Annotated in this window: 17 protein-coding genes; 7 read left to right on the top strand and 10 right to left on the bottom strand. The window is 46.9% G+C overall.

What is annotated here, in order from left to right; translation table 11 throughout:
* Window positions 1-43 precede the first annotated feature (43 nt).
* Genes argH through DCO17_RS03900 form a run of 3 tightly spaced genes read left to right on the top strand, consistent with a single transcriptional unit; the run spans window position 44 to window position 3,545 of the window.
* Window positions 44-1,462 carry an argininosuccinate lyase gene (gene argH / locus DCO17_RS03910; protein WP_173955491.1) on the top strand — a complete coding sequence of 473 codons (1,419 nt, stop codon included), beginning with the start codon at window positions 44-46 and terminating at the stop codon, window positions 1,460-1,462.
* Between the two features lie 5 nt (window positions 1,463-1,467).
* Complete coding sequence (locus tag DCO17_RS03905; RefSeq protein ID WP_173955490.1) at window positions 1,468-2,019, top strand: TRAP transporter small permease subunit; 552 nt, start codon at window positions 1,468-1,470, stop codon at window positions 2,017-2,019.
* Window positions 2,016-3,545 carry a TRAP transporter large permease gene (locus DCO17_RS03900; protein ID WP_173955489.1) on the top strand — a complete coding sequence of 510 codons (1,530 nt, stop codon included), beginning with the start codon at window positions 2,016-2,018 and terminating at the stop codon, window positions 3,543-3,545. Before DCO17_RS03905 ends, DCO17_RS03900 begins: the two co-directional genes overlap by 4 nt.
* Before the next feature lie 53 nt (window positions 3,546-3,598).
* On the opposite strand, the gene DCO17_RS03895 is transcribed toward DCO17_RS03900, so the two are convergent.
* From DCO17_RS03895 to DCO17_RS03885, 3 genes are all read right to left on the bottom strand, one after another.
* Window positions 3,599-5,866 (bottom strand): arginine/lysine/ornithine decarboxylase, encoded by a 2,268-nt coding sequence (locus DCO17_RS03895; protein ID WP_173955488.1) that lies wholly within the window; start codon window positions 5,864-5,866, stop codon window positions 3,599-3,601.
* A gap of 108 nt (window positions 5,867-5,974) precedes the next feature.
* A complete protein-coding gene (gene dcd, locus DCO17_RS03890) occupies window positions 5,975-6,541 on the bottom strand; it encodes a dCTP deaminase (protein ID WP_173955487.1) in 567 nt (188 codons plus the stop codon).
* Between the two features lie 40 nt (window positions 6,542-6,581).
* Window positions 6,582-7,433 (bottom strand): formate dehydrogenase accessory sulfurtransferase FdhD, encoded by an 852-nt coding sequence (locus DCO17_RS03885; protein WP_173955486.1) that lies wholly within the window; start codon window positions 7,431-7,433, stop codon window positions 6,582-6,584.
* 143 nt (window positions 7,434-7,576) lie between these two features.
* Between DCO17_RS03885 and metG the strand changes: the two genes are divergently transcribed.
* From metG to panC, 4 genes are all read left to right on the top strand, one after another.
* On the top strand, window positions 7,577-9,247 hold the full coding sequence (metG, locus tag DCO17_RS03880; protein ID WP_173955485.1) for a methionine--tRNA ligase: 1,671 nt from the start codon (window positions 7,577-7,579) through the stop codon (window positions 9,245-9,247).
* A 103-nt stretch (window positions 9,248-9,350) separates the two neighbouring features.
* A complete protein-coding gene (locus DCO17_RS03875; protein WP_173955484.1) occupies window positions 9,351-9,539 on the top strand; it encodes a DUF3460 family protein in 189 nt (62 codons plus the stop codon).
* A complete protein-coding gene (locus tag DCO17_RS03870; protein WP_173955483.1) occupies window positions 9,532-10,395 on the top strand; it encodes a segregation and condensation protein A in 864 nt (287 codons plus the stop codon). Before DCO17_RS03875 ends, DCO17_RS03870 begins: the two co-directional genes overlap by 8 nt.
* Window positions 10,392-11,243 (top strand): pantoate--beta-alanine ligase, encoded by an 852-nt coding sequence (panC, locus tag DCO17_RS03865; RefSeq protein WP_173955482.1) that lies wholly within the window; start codon window positions 10,392-10,394, stop codon window positions 11,241-11,243. The genes DCO17_RS03870 and panC overlap by 4 nt, the downstream gene beginning before the upstream one ends.
* Window positions 11,244-11,257: 14 nt before the next feature.
* On the opposite strand, the gene DCO17_RS03860 is transcribed toward panC, so the two are convergent.
* The 7 genes from DCO17_RS03860 to DCO17_RS03830 all read right to left on the bottom strand — a co-directional run bounded on the left by DCO17_RS03860 (window position 11,258) and on the right by DCO17_RS03830 (window position 18,249).
* Window positions 11,258-12,190, bottom strand: coding sequence for a methionyl-tRNA formyltransferase (locus DCO17_RS03860; protein ID WP_173955481.1), 933 nt, complete (start codon window positions 12,188-12,190; stop codon window positions 11,258-11,260).
* Window position 12,191: 1 nt separating this feature from the next.
* A complete protein-coding gene (gene frc / locus DCO17_RS03855) occupies window positions 12,192-13,439 on the bottom strand; it encodes a formyl-CoA transferase (RefSeq protein ID WP_173955480.1) in 1,248 nt (415 codons plus the stop codon).
* A gap of 128 nt (window positions 13,440-13,567) precedes the next feature.
* Window positions 13,568-13,996, bottom strand: coding sequence for a PAS domain-containing protein (locus DCO17_RS03850; protein ID WP_173955479.1), 429 nt, complete (start codon window positions 13,994-13,996; stop codon window positions 13,568-13,570).
* 116 nt (window positions 13,997-14,112) lie between these two features.
* Window positions 14,113-15,363 carry a formyl-CoA transferase gene (frc, locus tag DCO17_RS03845; protein ID WP_173955478.1) on the bottom strand — a complete coding sequence of 417 codons (1,251 nt, stop codon included), beginning with the start codon at window positions 15,361-15,363 and terminating at the stop codon, window positions 14,113-14,115.
* A 47-nt stretch (window positions 15,364-15,410) separates the two neighbouring features.
* On the bottom strand, window positions 15,411-17,120 hold the full coding sequence (gene oxc, locus DCO17_RS03840) for an oxalyl-CoA decarboxylase (protein WP_173955477.1): 1,710 nt from the start codon (window positions 17,118-17,120) through the stop codon (window positions 15,411-15,413).
* 214 nt (window positions 17,121-17,334) lie between these two features.
* A complete protein-coding gene (locus DCO17_RS03835; protein ID WP_173955476.1) occupies window positions 17,335-17,952 on the bottom strand; it encodes a Crp/Fnr family transcriptional regulator in 618 nt (205 codons plus the stop codon).
* 84 nt (window positions 17,953-18,036) lie between these two features.
* On the bottom strand, window positions 18,037-18,249 hold the full coding sequence (locus DCO17_RS03830; RefSeq protein ID WP_217425444.1) for a C1orf53 family protein: 213 nt from the start codon (window positions 18,247-18,249) through the stop codon (window positions 18,037-18,039).
* Window positions 18,250-18,270 lie beyond the last annotated feature (21 nt).

Below are 18,270 nucleotides of genomic sequence, written 5' to 3'. Positions count from 1 at the left end.
AACATTTAAAATAATCAAAGACCTACACCAATATACTGTGTTTATGAGCTCATCTAAAAATTCCTTAGCCAATAAAGCCCAAGCCTGGTCGGCCCGTTTTGCCGAACCAGTTGACGAACTTGTTCAGCGTTATACAGCCTCTATTGGCTTTGATCAACGTTTTGCGCTTGTCGATATTGCAGGATCTTTAGCTCATGCCCAGATGTTAGCTACTCAAAAAATCATCAGCGCCCAAGACCTTGCTGATATTGAGCGCGGTATGGCTCAAATTAAGAGCGAAATCGAAGCCGGTGAATTTAATTGGCAGCTCGCCCTCGAGGATGTCCACCTCAATATTGAAGCCCGCCTTACCGAATTGGTTGGCGATGCTGGCAAACGTTTACATACTGGTCGCTCACGTAATGATCAAGTAGCAACTGATTTGCGCCTATGGTTAAGAGGCAGCGTAGATGAGATCGCTGCAAGCTTGAAAACACTACGCACAGCATTATTGGATTTAGCCGAAAAGCATGCTGAAACAATCATGCCCGGTCATACTCATTTACAAGTTGCTCAACCGATTACTTTTGGCCATCACTTGATGGCTTACTTTGAAATGTTTAGCCGTGACGCAAGTCGTCTTGCTGATCTGCGTGCGCGCTTTAATCGTTTGCCTCTAGGCGCTGCTGCGCTTGCTGGTACTACCTACCCTATCGATCGCGAGCAAGTAGCCAAGACGCTTGGCTTTGACGGCATTTGCAACAATTCTTTAGATGCTGTGTCCGATCGTGATTTTGCAATTGAATTCTGTGCCTTTGCATCCATTTTGATGATGCACGTTTCACGTCTTTCTGAAGAACTTATCCTCTGGCTAAGCCCTCGCTTTGGCTTTATTGATTTACCGGATCGCTTCTGCACTGGCAGCTCAATCATGCCCCAGAAAAAGAATCCCGACGTTCCTGAATTAGCGCGCGGCAAAACTGGACGTGTTTATGGCGATCTGATTTCTTTGTTGACGCTTATGAAGGGTCAACCTCTTGCGTATAACAAAGATAATCAAGAAGACAAAGAGCCTTTGTTTGATGCCGTTGATACCGTGCAAGATACTTTGCGCATCTTCGCGGACATGGTGCCGCACATTGAAGTGAAGGCAGCCGTCATGAAAGCAGCTGCGGAAGAAGGTTTTGCTACAGCAACCGACTTAGCCGACTATCTCGTGAAAAAAGGTCTTGCCTTCCGTGATGCTCATGAAGCTGTGGCCCATGCGGTAAAAGCCTGTGTTGGCAGAAACTGCATGTTGACCGACTTAAGCCTTTCAGAATTGCGCTTTGCTTGTGGGTTAGATAGCCGTCCTGAACTCATTGGTGATGATGTATTTAAGTTACTTACAGTAGAAGGTTCCGTGCAATCTCGCCAACATGCTGGTGGCACAGCCTCCGCCCAAGTTCTGGCCGCCATCAAACGAGGTCGGGCAGACCTGTAATCAGTATGGGGTTTTGGAACATAATCTCCAAGGGAATTGATTCGATCAATCATTTGCTTGGCAACGCAGCCAGCATCATGATTTTGCTCTCTTGTATTGTTTCCGCTGCCAATGCCTTACTACGTTATGGCTTAGATATCAGCAATAACTGGCCCCTTGAATTGCAGTGGTATTTATTTAGCGCCGCTGTCATGCTTGGCGCTTCCTACACACTCAAGCGCAATGAGCATGTCCGAGTTGATCTAATCTACTCACACCTCTCTGATCGTGGCCGCATTTGGGTAGATCTATTTGGTTTAACTTGCTTCTTAATGCCCGCTTGCTTACTCTTTACTTGGCTCTCATGGACAAGTTTGTTTTATCCATCCTGGCTCATCGCCGAGGGCTCACTGAATTCTGGGGGTCTTGCGCGCTATCCCATTAAGTTCATCGTACCGTTTGGATTTTTCATGTTGAGCCTACAAGGCTTATCTGAAATCATCAAACGCATTGGCGCCCTCAAAGGTGAATACACCTTGTCCGCCGAAGATCTTCATTACGAAAAGCCCATGCAATGATTTCATTGGAGTGGATGCCCCCTCTCATGTTTGGCGGCCTGGTCATCTTTATGTTGATCGGCTTCCCAGTAGCATTCTCATTGATGGCCGCGGGTTTATTCTTTTCTGTGATCGCCATGAGCGAAGGCTTTTTTGGCATCGCGTTTTTACAAGCTATTCCACAACGTATCTTTGGCAGCGTACTCGCCAATGATTTACTCTTAGCCATACCCTTCTTCACCTTTATGGGTGCCATTTTGGAGCGCTGTGGCCTCGCAGAAGAAATGCTGGACTCGATGGGTCAGCTCTTTGGTCGCGTGCGTGGTGGCCTTGGCTACTCCGTCATTATTGTGGGCTTTATTCTTGGGGCAATCACTGGAACTGTAGCCGCCCAAGTGATTGCTATGGCAATGATTTCTCTTCCGGTGATGATGCGCTATGGCTACAACATGCGCTACTCTACGGGCGTTCTAGCGGCATCCGGCACGATTACTCAATTAGTACCTCCGTCACTGGTACTGATTGTGCTGGCAGATCAACTTAAAACCCAAAGCGGCAGTGCGGATGTAGGCAGCATGTATCTAGGCGCATGGGGTCCATCTATTTTGCAAATTGCTTTATTTGCGCTCTACACCTTCTTCCTCTCACGTATTCGCCCTGACTATTTGCCACCAGTCCCCGAAAGCGATCTCACCCTCAAAGGCTGGGCGCTCTGGAAAAAATGTCTCATGGGCATCATCCCGTCTGCGGTTCTAATCTTCTTAGTTCTGGGCACCATTATGACCGGCATTGCCACTCCAACGGAGTCGGGTGCAATGGGTGCTATGGGTGGGCTATTGCTTGCTTGGCTGCGTCGGGCCAGCATTCCAAACCTTTCAGGGCTGATTAAGCAGTCATATCAGAACACCATGCGTATTACCGCAATGGTGGTCTTTATATTGATTGGCTCAACCTGCTTCTCAGTCGTCTTTCAAGGGGTTGATGGTGGTCGTTGGGTAGAAGAGCTATTTTCCAACTTGCCTGGTGGCTGGATTGGCTTTCTGATTGTCGTGAACCTGTTTGTCTTCTTCTTAGCATTCTTCTTAGACTTCTTTGAGATTGCCTTCATTGTGGTGCCGATGTTGGCACCAGTAGCGGTTAAATTGCTTTCACCTGTATTGCTTGAGTCCATGAACGGCAATCCTCAAGCTGCCGCAAGCGCTGCCCTAGTTTGGTTTGGCGTGATGCTTTGCGTCAATATGCAAACTTCATTTATGCACCCACCTTTTGGCTTTGCCTTGTTCTATTTACGTGGTGTAGCGCCTAAAGAAGTAAAGAGTAGCGATATCTATTGGGGCGCCCTTCCCTGGGTAGCTCTGCAATTAGTGATGGTTGTCCTTGTGATGGCATTCCCAGCCATGGTCACTACCTTCTTAGACAAACCTGCAGCAGTAGTACAAAGCCAGGATTTCAATTTCACTGGAACCGATGAAAACAAGCCGGAGCAAGCCAACAAGGTTGATGAAGATGCTCCGGTCACATTTCAGCTGGATAAACCAGGTAAATAAAAACCCCGCTGCTGCTGGGTTTTACGGGGTTTTTATTTAAGCAAGAATTCCTTTTATAGAGTGATATCAGGCTGCTGTCTTACGCAGTCGACATAGTACTCACTGCGGCCATCCACTTCTGCCTTAACTAGGCCATGGATATCAGTCTCAAAGCCAGGGAACTTCTCGTTAAAGTCTCTAGCAAAGTAGAGGTAGTCAACGATACGTTTATTAAAGCGCTCACCTGGAATCAGCAATGGAATACCTGGAGGATAAGGTGTAACCAACATCGCTGTTACACGACCATCCAATTGATCTAATGGAACACGATCCACTTCCCTATGCGCCATTTTCGCCCATGCTTCTGAAGGCATCATGGCAGGCTCCATATCCGATGTATACATCTCGGTTGTCATACGCGCCACATTGCGACTCTTATAGAACTCATGGATCTGCTGGCAAATATCTTTCAGGCCAACACGCTCATAACGTGGGTGCTTCGCCACAAACTCAGGCAAGACTTTCCAGAGCGGCGCATTTTTATCAAAGTGATCTTTAAATTGCTGTAACTCTGTTACCAAAGTATTCCAACGGCCTTTGGTAATGCCGATAGTGAACATGATGAAGAAAGAGTACAAACCACACTTCTCCACAATCACGCCATGCTCCGCAAGATACTTTGTCACGATGCTTGCTGGGATACCCATTGAACCAAAGTTACCTTCGATATCGAGGCCTGGAGTAACGACTGTGGCCTTAATTGGGTCAAGCATATTGAAGCCCTTGGCCAGTTTGCCAAAGTCATGCCAGCTTGCATTCGGCTCCAGCACCCAATCAGAGCGCTCACCAACTCCCTCTTCAGCCAAATGATCTGGACCCCAAACCTTAAACCACCAATCAGCGCCAAACTTATCATCCACTTCGCGCATAGCACGGCGAAAGTCCATAGCTTCAGCGATCGATTCTTCAACCAAGGTTGTGCCACCAGGTGACTCCATCATCGCGGCAGAGACGTCACAAGAAGCAATAATGGCGTACTGTGGACTAGTCGAGGTATGCATCAGATAGGCTTCATTGAAGCAATCCTTATCAAGCTTGTGCTCTTCCGCATCCTGCACCAAAACTTGCGAGGCTTGAGATAGACCGGCTAAGAGCTTATGAGTTGACTGAGTAGCGAACATCAAACTCTTCTTGGTGCGTTTACGATCAGCGCCAATTGCATGCATATCCTTGTAGAACGGATGGAATGCGGCGTGTGGCAACCAAGCCTCGTCAAAGTGCAAGGAGTCTACCTTACCATCCAACATCTCTTTAATCATTTCGACGTTGTAAACGATGCCGTCATAAGTGCTTTGTGTCAACGTCATCACACGTGGAACAACGTTTTTATTCTTAATGAACGGGTTCGCATCAATTTTCTTCTTAATGTTGCCCCACTCAAATTCTTCTTTTGGAATCGGGCCAATAATGCCCAGGTGATTGCGAGTTGGCATTAAGAAAATAGGAATCGCGCCCATCATCGTGATCGAATGAATCACGGACTTATGGCAATTCCGATCAACTAAGACTACGTCACCAGGAGCAACTGTGGAATGCCAAACAATTTTGTTGGAAGTTGATGTGCCGTTGGTCACGAAGAACAAGTGATCTGAATTAAAGATGCGCGCAGCATTGCGTTCACTCTGGAGCACTGGTCCAGTATGGTCCAAGAGCTGACCCAGCTCTTCAACCGCGTTACATACGTCAGCGCGCAACATGTTCTCACCAAAGAACTGATGGAACATGCGTCCTACAGGACTCTTCAGAAACGCAACACCACCCGAGTGACCTGGGCAGTGCCACGAATAAGAGCCTTCAGATGCGTAATTGGTTAAAGCGCGGAAAAATGGCGGCGCCAATGAATCTAAATATACCTTCGCTTCACGAATAATATGGCGCGCCACAAACTCGGGCGTGTCTTCATTCATATGAATGAAGCCGTGTAACTCACGCAAGATATCGTTTGGCATGTGGCGTGAGGTACGTGTCTCGCCATACAGGAAGATCGGAATGTCTTCGTTACGCTTACGCACTTCTGTAATAAATGCACGCAAGTTATTTAAAGCGGGTAAATCATGATCTTCAGAGTCCGATACAAACTCCTCATCATCAATCGATACGATGAATGAAGAAGCGCGGGAGGCTTGTTGTGCGAATGAGGTCAAGTCACCATAGCTAGTTAAGCCAATGACTTCCATGCCTTCGTTCTCAATAGCCTCGGCGAGATCGCGAATACCTGAGCCCGAAATATTTTCGGAGCGAAAGTCCTCATCAATAATGATGATTGGGAAACGAAACTTCATAAATACTCCCCTGCTGTTTTGTCCGATGTGCTCGAAACCCACTTCTCAAAATTGATTAGCGAGGCTTGGCTACGGCCTTGGTGCAATTTGTCTACTACCGCGAAAGAATTAAGTCTTAGGCAGGGTTACGCCCCGCTGACCTTGATATTTACCACCACGATCTTTATATGACGTGCCACAAACTTCATCACTCTCAAAGAAGAGTACTTGCGCGCAACCTTCACCCGCATAAATTTTTGCTGGCAATGGTGTGGTGTTAGAAAACTCCAAAGTTACATAACCCTCCCACTCAGGTTCGAATGGAGTTACGTTCACAATAATGCCGCAACGGGCATAAGTACTCTTACCAACGCACACAGTTAAAACACTGCGTGGAATCTTGAAATACTCAACCGTTCTTGCTAAAGCAAAAGAGTTTGGTGGAATGATGCAAACATCACCCTTGAAATCAACAAAGGATTGTTCATCAAAGTTTTTAGGATCAACAATCGTGCTGTTGATATTGGTGAAGATCTTAAATTCGTCTGCGCAACGAATGTCATAGCCATAACTTGATGTGCCATAACTTACGATTTTGTTGCCTGAAGCGTCTTGGCGAATTTGCCCAGGTTCAAATGGGCTAATCATGCCTTGCTCGCCCATGCGGCGGATCCAGTGGTCAGATTTAATAGTCATGGGCGAATTGTAAAACCTTCACCCCGTACTGCCCATGAAATTATTGGCTTTTTGGACTAAAAACCACCCGCTCCGGGGCGTTGTAGATCTCAAAATGTTTGCCCGAACAACGGGACAGGATGGTTAGATTGGTTTTTCGAGCCAACTCCAGCCCCATCAGGGTGACTCCAGAGCGCGTTAACAAGAATGGAATGCCCATTTGGGCACCCTTAATCACCATCTCCGAGGTGAGGCGCCCAGTAGTGAAGAAGACCAAATCTCTGCCAGGCTTATTGTCCAGCCACATCAAACCAGAAATAGAGTCCACAGCATTGTGACGCCCTACATCTTCGATAAAGTGGAGCAGGCGTACGCCATGCTCACCCTCACGCTCGAAAACGGCGCAAGCATGAACCGACCCTGACTTCTTATAAATCGTGTCATGAGTCCGAATATTTTCAACAAGGGTGATGATGGCCTCTTGGGTTAGCTTCGGACCATCAGGCAAGCGAATTTCGGCCATCTCTTCCATGAGTCCGCCAAACATGGTTCCCTGACCACAGCCAGTAGTGACAACTCGCTTGCTCGTTAGAGCATCAATATCAACCGTACTACGCCGTGTCTTCACCGCGGCTGAATCGGTTTCCCAGTCCACCTGAATACTTTCAATATCGTCTGGCGATTCCACCAGGCGCTGATTGCGTAGGTAACCCAGGACCAAAGCTTCTGGAGCACTTCCCAAGGTCATCAAGGTCACAACCTCTCTCCTATCTAGATAAATCGTCAGCGAACGCTCTCCAGGGATATGGGTTAACTTGCGACGCCCAGCCTCGTCCAATACCTCGACCTCATGCACCAAGGGCACTGAAGCGCTAGACATCTGGATTGTGGATTTTGCCGCCTCTGAGGACATGAACTACCTTCTAAATCGGGTGTGAATACTATTTTATCGAGACTAAATGGGTCTTTACTTTAACCGCAGACTAAAATCACTGCTCAAGCCATCATAATGTTGGATTGAACCCAATTTAACCCTTCTTTATTAATCTGCATTACATGAGCAGCCCCCAGCGTCGCCTTCTCGTTACTTCCGCCCTACCGTATGCCAATGGTCAAATCCATATTGGCCACCTGGTGGAGTACATCCAAACAGATATCTGGGTCCGATATCAAAGAATGCGTGGCCATGAAGTCCATTATGTTGGCGCCGATGACACGCACGGCACCCCAATCATGTTGCGCGCGGAAAAAGAGGGTCTAACCCCCAAAGAATTAATCGCCAATGTTTGGAAAGAACATAAACGCGACTTCGATAATTTTCTGATTTCATTCGATAACTACTACACCACTGATAGCCCCGAGAATGAAAAACTGTCACAAAGTATTTATCTAAAGTTACGCGATGCTGGTTTGATTGAAAAACGCGCAATTGAACAAGCTTACGATCCTGTTAAAGAAATGTTTTTACCGGATCGCTTCATCAAGGGCGAATGCCCGAAGTGTGGCGCAAAAGATCAGTATGGCGACAATTGCGAAAAATGTGGCGCCACATACTCCCCAACCGATCTCAAGAATCCATTTTCTGTTGTGAGTGGTGCAACCCCCATTAAAAAGATTTCTGATCACTATTTCTTTAAGTTATCCGATCCTCGTTGCGAAGCATTTTTACGCGAGTGGACGCAGGTAAAAACGCCCCTGCAATCCGAAGCTCGTAACAAGATGAAAGAATGGGTTGGCGGGCCTGGTGAGAGCAAATTGGGTGACTGGGATATTTCTCGTGATGCCCCCTATTTTGGCTTTGAAATCCCCGATGCCCCAGGCAAGTACTTCTATGTCTGGCTGGACGCCCCAATTGGCTACTACGCCAGCTTCCTCAACTACTGCCAGGCTAAAGGCCTGAATTTTGATGAATGGGTTAAGCCTGACACCACCACAGAGCAATACCACTTCATTGGCAAAGATATTCTGTATTTCCACACCCTGTTCTGGCCAGCCACTTTGCAATTTGCGGGCTACCGCACCCCTACTAATGTATTCGCTCATGGCTTCTTAACCGTTGATGGTGAGAAGATGAGTAAATCACGTGGCACTTTAATTTCCGCAAACAGTGTGATTGAGTGCGGCTTTAATCCTGAATGGTTCCGCTATTACTTCGCTACCAAGCTCAACGACAGCATGGAAGATTTGGATTTAAATCTTCAAGACTTTGTTGCGCGCGTAAATAGCGACTTACTAGGCAAGTACATCAATATTGCAAGTCGTAGCGCAGGATTCTTAGTAAAACGTTTCGGCGGCGTTGTTTCTGATGAGGCAATGAATCATTCATTGCTAAAAGAAATTGCCGATGCTAGTGAAAAAATTACAGCGCTTTACGAGGCGCGAGAATTTGCAAAAGCCTTGCGCTCGATCATGGAGCTTGCTGATAAGGTGAATGGCTTTGTAGATGAAAACAAACCTTGGGAAATCGCCAAAGATCCTGCCCGAGAAGCTGACTTGCAGAAAGTTTGCAGCGTGACGCTAGAAGCATTCAGAATGCTCAGCCTTTATTTAAAGCCAATCATCCCGAATGTGGCGGCTGGTGTAGAGGAATTTTTGTCATTGGCATCTCAATCTTGGTCCGATATAAATAAGCCTCTCTCGAGCAAAAACCCAATCAAGCCCTATAAGCACCTGATGACCCGCGTGGAAGCCCCACAAATCGAGGCTTTACTGGCTGCAAACTTGTAAAAATCGGTCCAAAAAGCACCTATAATGGTGCTCGTAGACCGTAATTCCCATTGATCATTAACTTTTTAAGTTATTGAATTTATTGAGTATTTTAGGAAACATCATGGCAAGATACCAATCTGAATTCACCCAGTTCTTAAATGAGCTGAAAACCCAGAAACCTCATCTGGAGGCTGACCAACAAGCTGGTCGCGCCCTGCTATGGGACAAAGAGCCTCTGACCGCGGAAGATCAGCGTCGCGCCAAAGCAGCCAAACTCAAACAACGCGCCTACGTTTACTCGAATGACTGAGCCAAATTCTCAGCCAATTCCAGATTTACTTGATAGCACCCCATCAGTTACTGATGGTATGTCGGAGGCGTTCGCCAAGCTTTATGGCGAGCCACTATTCAAGCTTCCAAACGATTTATACATCCCACCCGATGCATTAGAAGTTTTTCTAGAGGCCTTCGAAGGTCCACTGGACCTTTTGCTGTATTTGATTCGCAAACAAAACTTTAATGTGCTCGATATTCCTATGGCGCAGGTCACCCAACAGTACCTGAGCTATATCGATCAAATTCGCCATCACAACCTAGAGCTTGCTGCCGAATACTTACTAATGGCTGCCATGTTGATTGAAATTAAATCACGCATGTTGTTGCCAATGAAGAAGGCTGACAGTGAAGAGGAAGTAGATGATCCACGCGCTGAATTAGTCCGTCGCTTATTGGAATACGAGCGCATGAAATTGGCAGCCCAAGAGCTTGACCAAATTCCCCAGCACGGACGTGACTTCCAGGTGGCACATGGCTTTGTGGACACTACCATTGCGATCTCATGGCCGGAAGTGAATCTTGAAGATTTACAAATGGCATGGCGAGATGTTTTACACCGCGCTAAATTAACTCAGCACCACACTATTACTCGCGAAGAACTTTCTGTTCGCGACTTTATGACTCGCATTTTGCGTCGCCTGCAAAGCACCCGCTTTATCGAATTTGGCGAGCTATTTGAAGATGCCATCAAGTCCGGCAAGGGGATCCCGGTTGTGATCGTCAACTTCATCGCCATGCTAGAACTTTCTCGCGAATCTTTGGTGGAGATTACCCAAGCTGAGCCTTATGCTCCGATTTACGTTCGCTTGGCCTACACTCCCGTTGCATGAAAATCATTAGCGACATTCAAGAGCTACGAGATCATTTGCGCGGACAAAATCGCGCCTCATTTGTGCCAACCATGGGCAACCTTCATGAAGGCCACCTATCCCTAATGCGCCTAGCAAGACAGCATGGTGATCCAGTAGTAGCAAGCATCTTTGTGAACCGCCTACAGTTTGGCCCAAACGAAGACTTCGATAGCTACCCTCGCACTATGCAGGCCGATATCGAGAAGCTTGAAAAAGAAGGTGTATATGTTTTGTTCGCGCCTACCGAGCGTGACCTCTACCCGCAACCACAAGAGTATCGAGTAGACCCCCCTCAACAGCTCGGAGACATTCTTGAAGGCGAGTTCCGCCCAGGCTTCTTTAAGGGTGTGTGCACCGTAGTTTTAAAACTCTTTTCCTGCGTACAGCCCAAGGTAGCCGTGTTTGGCAAAAAGGATTATCAGCAGTTGATGATCATCCGCCAGATGGCCAAGCAGTTTGCATTACCAGTAGAGATTGTTCCTGGCGAAACTATTCGCGCAGATGACGGCCTAGCGCTCTCTTCCCGAAATGGCTATCTATCTGTTGAAGAGCGTGCCGAAGCGCCAGAACTCCAAAGAGCACTCAAGGAAGTGCGTGAGCAAGTATTACAACTAAGTTCACGAAACGCTAATGCGATTTCTGAGATTGAAAAAGCGGCTGTTGCTAATTTAGCAAGCCGAGGCTGGAAACCCGATTACATTGCGATTCGTCAGCAAAGCAATCTTGCCCCTGCTTCTAATGAAAACTTGCAAGCAGGTGAGCCACTAGTGATTCTGACTGCCGCCAAACTTGGTAAGACTCGCTTGATTGATAACCTAGAGATTTAATCTCTAGGTTTTTCTTATAGGGCGAAGAACTGCCCTACTTGTAGATTCAATTCCTTAGCCAATTCGGCGCCATTTACCTTACCAGCAGCGCCTTTAGCTTTAAGCACTTCAATCTGACCACCGTGACATGTCACAAAAAATGAATCCAATGTGATTTGAGTGACCTCACCTGGCTTGCCTTTGACTGCGCCAAAAGTTGCGGCAACATGTTTGTGGCAATCGTAGATTTGCACCTTTTGTTCGCCAAATTTAGTCCATGCGCCTGGCGCAGGGTTACAAGCACGAATCAAGTTATAAATTTGTGAGATATGAATTGCCCAATGAATCTGCGCAGCATTGGCGTCAAACCAACCTTCATAATTAGCCTGAGATTCATCTTGAACAATTTCTTGATGCTTGCCAGCCACCACTAAGTCAGCTGCCTCAAGCAAGGCTTTTACGCCAATCGGAAATAAATGATCAAAGTAGATTTTTCCGAGAGTGTCATCTGGCCCAATGACCACTTCTTTTTGCAAAATCACCTCGCCCTCATCCAGACCATCGGATGGACGGAAGATGGTGAGACCCGTTTTTTCTTCTCCCAATGCGATAGCCCAGTTGATGGCGCTAGGGCCACGATACTTTGGCAATAAGGATGGGTGATATTGAATCGTGCCGTGCTTCGGAATTTTGCAAAGCTCTTGCGGGACAAATTGCAACACATAAGCCATGACGCAAATATCCGCCTGGCTATCAATCATAGCCTGAGCGGCCTCAGGACTTTTAAGGGAGGCAAACTGCAAGGGGGTTAAACCCCTTGCAATAGCAGCCTCTTTTAAGACCTCTGGTTTGCTTGACTTGGGATTGTCTGGTGGGCAAAAAACAGCAACCACTTCATCGCCGCGATCCAAAAAGGCCTCTAAAGTCGCCTTACCAAAATCCGCACTCCCAATCAAAGCAATCCGCATCTTAGATCACCTTATCGTGACGAAGTGCAATCAAGTCATCTGTAGTGTATCCAAGCTCACTCAGAATCTCATCGGTGTGCTCACCAAGCAGTGGTGAACGTGTCACCTCTGTTGGGCTATCAGACATCTTAATTGGATTGCCCACTGTCAAATACTTACCACGAATCGGATGATCTACTTCCACCACTGTTCCAGTAGCACGTAAAGCTGGCTCTTCTGCGATTTCTTTCATCGACAAAATTGGGCCGCATGGAATGTCGTACTTGTTCAAGATATCCATGACTTCAAACTTAGTCATCGTCATTGTCCACTTCTCGATCTCCGCGAAGATCTCCATTAAGTGCGGCAAACGAGCCATTGGCGATGCAAAGCGCACATCAGTAATCCAATCTTCACGACCAATCACTTTACAGACCGCTTCCCATACTGGGGCTTGAACAATCACATACATGTAGGCGTTGGGATCTTTTTCCCAGCCTTTGCATTTCACAATCCAACCGGGCTGACCGCCACCAGAAGCATTGCCGGCGCGGGGTACAGAGTCACCAAACTCACCATTCGGGAACTGTGGGTACTCTTGCATTAAGCCATTGCGCTCTAAGCGCTGTTGGTCACGCAACTTCACGCGGCACAAGTTCAATACTGCATCTTGCATTGCAGCCAATACCTTCTGGCCACGGCCAGAATGTGTGCGTTGATACAAAGCAGTCACGATACCTAAGGCCAAATGCAAACCAGTACCGCTGTCGCCAATTTGCGCACCAGTCACCATAGGAGGGCCATCATCAAAACCAGTTGTGGATGCAGAACCACCTGCGCACTGCGCAACGTTCTCATACACTTTGCAATCTTCGTATGGACCAGGACCAAAACCTTTCACTGAAGCCATGATCATCATTGGATTGAGTTCTTGAATGCGCTCCCAAGAAAATCCCATACGATCGAGCGCACCTGGTGCGAAGTTCTCAACTAAAACATCGCACTCTTTAATCAAGCGCTCAAGAATTTCTTTACCCTTTTGGGTTTTTGTGTTGACGGTAATTGAACGCTTGTTGTGGTTCAACATCGTGAAATACAAACTATCAGCATCGGGAATATCGCGTAATTGACCGCGAGTAGCATCCCCCTCTCCAGATTTTTCTACTTTGATTACATCCGCGCCAAACCAGGCCAACAACTGCGTACAAGTTGGCCCTGATTGAACGTGCGTAAAGTCGAGGATTTTGACCCCTTCTAGTGCTTTTGCCATGGTTTAAGTCCTAATAAGAATGAAAATTTTGAATTAGGACGATTTTACCAGCGGGGACTGCTGAGAAACGGCATGTGCCTATTTTTTAAGCACACTCTGCGGACAAAGCCCGCAGGGACTAGATGAGATTAAGCCAGTGGATTTTCTAGGTCTGCAATGCGTTTTTTAAGGGCTCTTTCCTCGGCAAACCGAACCGTCTCATCCCGAATGATTGCGACAACACCGTTTGCTTGATGATGCTCGTCAAATAACATGCCAACTGTAAAAGCGATCGATAGTGTGCTGCCATCCTTATGCCTAGCAGGAACCTTTAGCAAAGAAGTGCCGTAGCGAGTTGTGCCTGTCTCCATAGACTTGCTATACCCCTCGCTATGTCGTTGGCGCTGACGCTCAGGAACTATCAAATCTAAAGTCTGCCCTAATGCCTCTTCCTCTGTATAGCCAAAGATTCGGGTTGCGGATGGATTCCACAAAACAATTTTTTCATTGGCATCTGACACGATAATCGCATCGCCAACACACTCCACCAACTGGTGTAAATCAACACTGGTTTTCATACGCTCAGTCTAAAACGATTTCAAAATATCTGCTCAATTACTTGTTGCATTTGATGCAATAAAAAAGGCGCTCACTAGGAGCGCCTTTGAGATACATCAATTGCTGATAGTTCTTATTAAACTGCTTTCGCTGCGTGCAACTTAGCGATGTCATCAGCGCTGTAGCCAAGGTCAGACAACACTTCATCAGTATGCTCACCCAATACAGGAGATGGCTTCACATCGATTTGCAAATCAGAGAACTTGATTGGGCTGCCGATAGTCAAATACTTACCGCGTACTTTGTGGTCAACTTCAACAATCGAACCGCTCTTACGCAAGTCTGGTGATGCGGCCAATTCTTTCATAGAGAGAACTGGGGCACATGGAATATCGAACTTGCGGAGAATGTCCACAGCTTCGTATTTAGTCTTGTCTTTGAGCCAATCTTCAATGGTTGCGAAGATGTCAAAAATCTTATCTTGACGAGCTTCAGCAGTCATGTACGCAGGATCTGTTGCCCACTCTGGTTTGCCCAAAGCCTTAGTAATTGGCTCCCAAGCGTGACCTTGAATTGTGAAGTAGATGTATGCGTTTGGATCAGTTTCCCAACCTTTACACTTCAACACCCAACCTGGCTGACCGCCACCACCAGCGTTACCGCCACGTGGAACTACGTCAGAGAAAGAGCCGTGTGGATATTGTGGGTACTCTTCCAAGTAGCCAACTTTGTCCAAACGTTGTTGATCGCGCAACTTCACGCGGCACAAGTTCAATACAGCGTCTTGCATTGAGCAAGATACTTTCTGGCCACGGCCAGTTTTTTCACGCTGCATCAATGCAGTCAAAATACCGATTGCCAAGTGCATACCAGTGTTGGAGTCGCCCAAAGCTGCTGCAGAAACAGTAGGAGGACCATCCCAGAAACCAGTTGTAGAAGCAGCACCACCAGCACACTGAGCAACGTTCTCATACACCTTTAAATCTTCGTATGAGTGGCCATCGCTAAAGCCTTTTACAGAAGCCATGATCATCTTTGGGTTCAATTCTTGGATACGCTTCCAAGAGAAACCCATGCGATCCAACGCGCCTGGACCAAAGTTCTCAACCATTACGTCAGAAGTCTTGATCATCTTCTCCAAAACTTCTTTACCTTCTTGGGTCTTGGTATCGAGAGTCAATGAACGCTTGTTACCGTTGAGCATTGTGAAATACAAAGCATCAGCGCCTGGAATATCGCGTAATTGGCTACGTGTAACGTCACCAGCACCTGGACGCTCTACTTTGATTACGTCTGCGCCGTACCATGCCAACAACTGAGTACAAGCAGGACCAGCTTGTACGTGTGTGAAGTCAATAATGCGAATGCCATCTAATGGTTTAGTCATGCTTATTTCTCCTTAAGTATTTCTTGTTTGCTTCTAAATTAATTAAATTACTTCTTAGCAGCTGCTGTAGATGGGTTTAAGTTTGTTAAACGTCCACTTTCAGTTCCTGCAGTCTCATCAATAACAGCATTGATGAGGGCTGGTTTACCGGCAGCAATTGCTTCTGTTAATGCTGCTTCTAATTCTGCTGGGGTTGTTACATAGTAGCCAACACCACCAAATGCTTCGATCATCTTGTCGTAACGCGCGTCTTTAACAAACACGGTTGGCGCAACATCCGCACCACCAGTTGGGTTTTGATCAGTGCCGCGATACACACCATTGTTATTGAACACAACAGTTGTGATTGGGAGCTTGTAACGGCAAACAGTTTCTAATTCCATACCGCTGAAACCGAATGCGCTATCGCCCTCAACTGCCACAGTTGGCAAACCACTAGTTACGGCTGCACCGATCGCGTAGCCCATACCAATACCCATAATGCCCCATGTGCCTGAGTCAAAACGTTTACGTGGCTTATACATATCCACGATTGCACGGCAGTAATCCAATGTGTTTGCGCCCTCGTTAACCAAGTTCACATCTGGGTTCTTCTTGATCACATCACGAATTACACGCAATGCGCCATGGAAGTTCATTGGGTTAGCTTCTTTAGCCAATGTCTCAGCCATCTTCGCTGTGTTCTTCTCTTTCTTTTCGGTAATCGCAGCAATCCACTCAGCGCTTGGCTTCGGAACCGCAGAAATACCTTTCAAGAGTTCACCAACGCATGAACCGATATCACCGATCAATGGTGCAGCGATTTGTACGTTGCTATCCACTTCGTTTGCTTGAATATCGATCTGGATAAATTTCTTAGGATCTTTGCCCCATGTCTTGCCTTTACCGTGAGCAAGCAACCAGTTCAAACGCGCACCAACCAACATCACCGCATCAGCTTCGGCCAATACAAAGGAACGCGCTGCAGAAGCAGATTGTGGATGGTTATCAGGCAACAAACCTTTTGCCATAGACATTGGCAGGTAAGGAATGCCAGATTTTTCGATCAAATCACGAATCTCTTTATCAGCTTGAGCATAAGCAGCGCCTTTACCCAAGAGAATCAATGGACGCTTAGCGCCTTTGAGCACATCTAATGCACGAGCAACTGCATCAGCAGCTGGGATCTGACGTGGAACTGGATCGATTACCTTGAAGATTGACTTCTTAGCTTCTTCAACAGGCATTGTTTGAGACAGCAACTGTGCTGGCAAGTCCAAATACACACCACCTGGACGACCAGAAACAGCAGCGCGAATCGCACGAGCAAAACCAATACCGATATCTTCGATGTGATTGATACGGTAAGCGGCTTTACAGTATGGTTTAGCAGCATTGAGCTGATCCATTTCTTCGTAGTCACCCTGTTGCAAGTCAACGATTTCGCGTTCGCTTGAACCAGAAATCAAAATCATTGGGAAACAGTTCACAGTAGCGTTTGCTAATGCGGTCAAACCGTTCAAGAAACCTGGCGCAGAAACAGTCATGCAAATACCAGGCTTTTGTGTCATGTAACCTGCGATCGCTGCAGCATTACCTGCGTGTTGCTCATGACGGAAACCGATGAAGCGCAAACCTTCCGCCTGAGCCAAACGGCAAAGGTCAGTAATTGGAATACCAACAAGACCGAAAATAGTATTGAGGTCATTTGCTTTCAACGCATCGATAACGAGGTGAAAGCCATCTGTTAACTGGGTGTTTTGATTATCTGTTGTCATAGTTGTGTATGTGAATTGCAGGTATGGCCCCAACCTTCGTCAAGGCAATTTAGCTTGCGCTACCGTCTCCAATAAAGTTATTAATCGCACAACGGGTTTTGGGACCCGCTTAGGCTGATGTGAATATTAGGCTTGAGGGTGGGGATCATCATTGACTTCGGTCAATTTCCCTCAAATCCTTGATCCTAAAGGGGGTTACCCCCTTCTAAAAGGCTTAAATGAAGAGCTCTTTATGCTTGGTTTTGAGGCGGCTTAAGGTCTCTGGGGAGAGGTTCAAATAAGCGGCCAACTCCTTCTTAGGGAGGAGTTCAAAGAGGTCTTCGTACTTACGCAGAAAACGCTCTACCCTGCCCGGGGCATCAAGCATGTGCAAGGTAATCGTGTGAGCCATGATTTCGCTCATCAAGCGCATCACCTCAAACTCAAAGCTCTCTTTAAGCGACTTATGCTCCTCCAAAAACTCTGCCCACTTTTTAAGGGGCATACGAGCTACGCGGGCTTTTGTAACGCTGGCAATGCTATATGGAGCTGCGGTCTTTAGGCGCCACGCAGCGTAACTAGTCTCAATGTCTTTTTCAATGGAAAAGCGCAAAATCATCTCTTTGGCGTCTGCGCTAGATACGATGCGCTTCAGAATTCCGTCCAGCACAAAGTACTGCTCCATCTGATGATCACCCTGATGCAACAGAATCTCAGACTTTTTGAGGTCTGAAATCTCTAAATGGCGCTCTAAATCTGCCATTGCAGCTGAATCCAGGCTATTTAGTACACAGTTTTGGCTCAACTGAAGGCGAATCAGGTTTTTTTCGGGGTGCTTATCTAATGCAGTCATGAATCTTTTGTCCTAGGCCTCTATTGTAGGCTTATTGACCTTGGTCAAGTCTTTTGGTTTTTGCTGCGTTGCAATAAGAATTCATCACCCAGCTACCTTAGACGTCTGCTTCGGAACATTGATACGGCCATATGGGCAATGGCGACAAGAATTGCCGCAACACCTTCCCTGTTTAAGAAGCGCTGCGCTAGTAAACACCTGATATCCAGAAGATGGATCGACATAAGTATCACTGCCTTGGTCACAAGCGGCTTGATGTAACTCCGTGATGGACTGCATATTTATGAGGAATGCCAATGGCAGTCCTCTTTCCAAATC

The sequence above is a fragment of the Polynucleobacter tropicus genome (assembly GCF_013307225.1).
Taxonomy (GTDB): domain Bacteria; phylum Pseudomonadota; class Gammaproteobacteria; order Burkholderiales; family Burkholderiaceae; genus Polynucleobacter; species Polynucleobacter tropicus.
The sequence above is the reverse complement of the archived record's forward strand: the minus strand, read 5'-3'. Positions and strand labels throughout refer to the sequence as shown.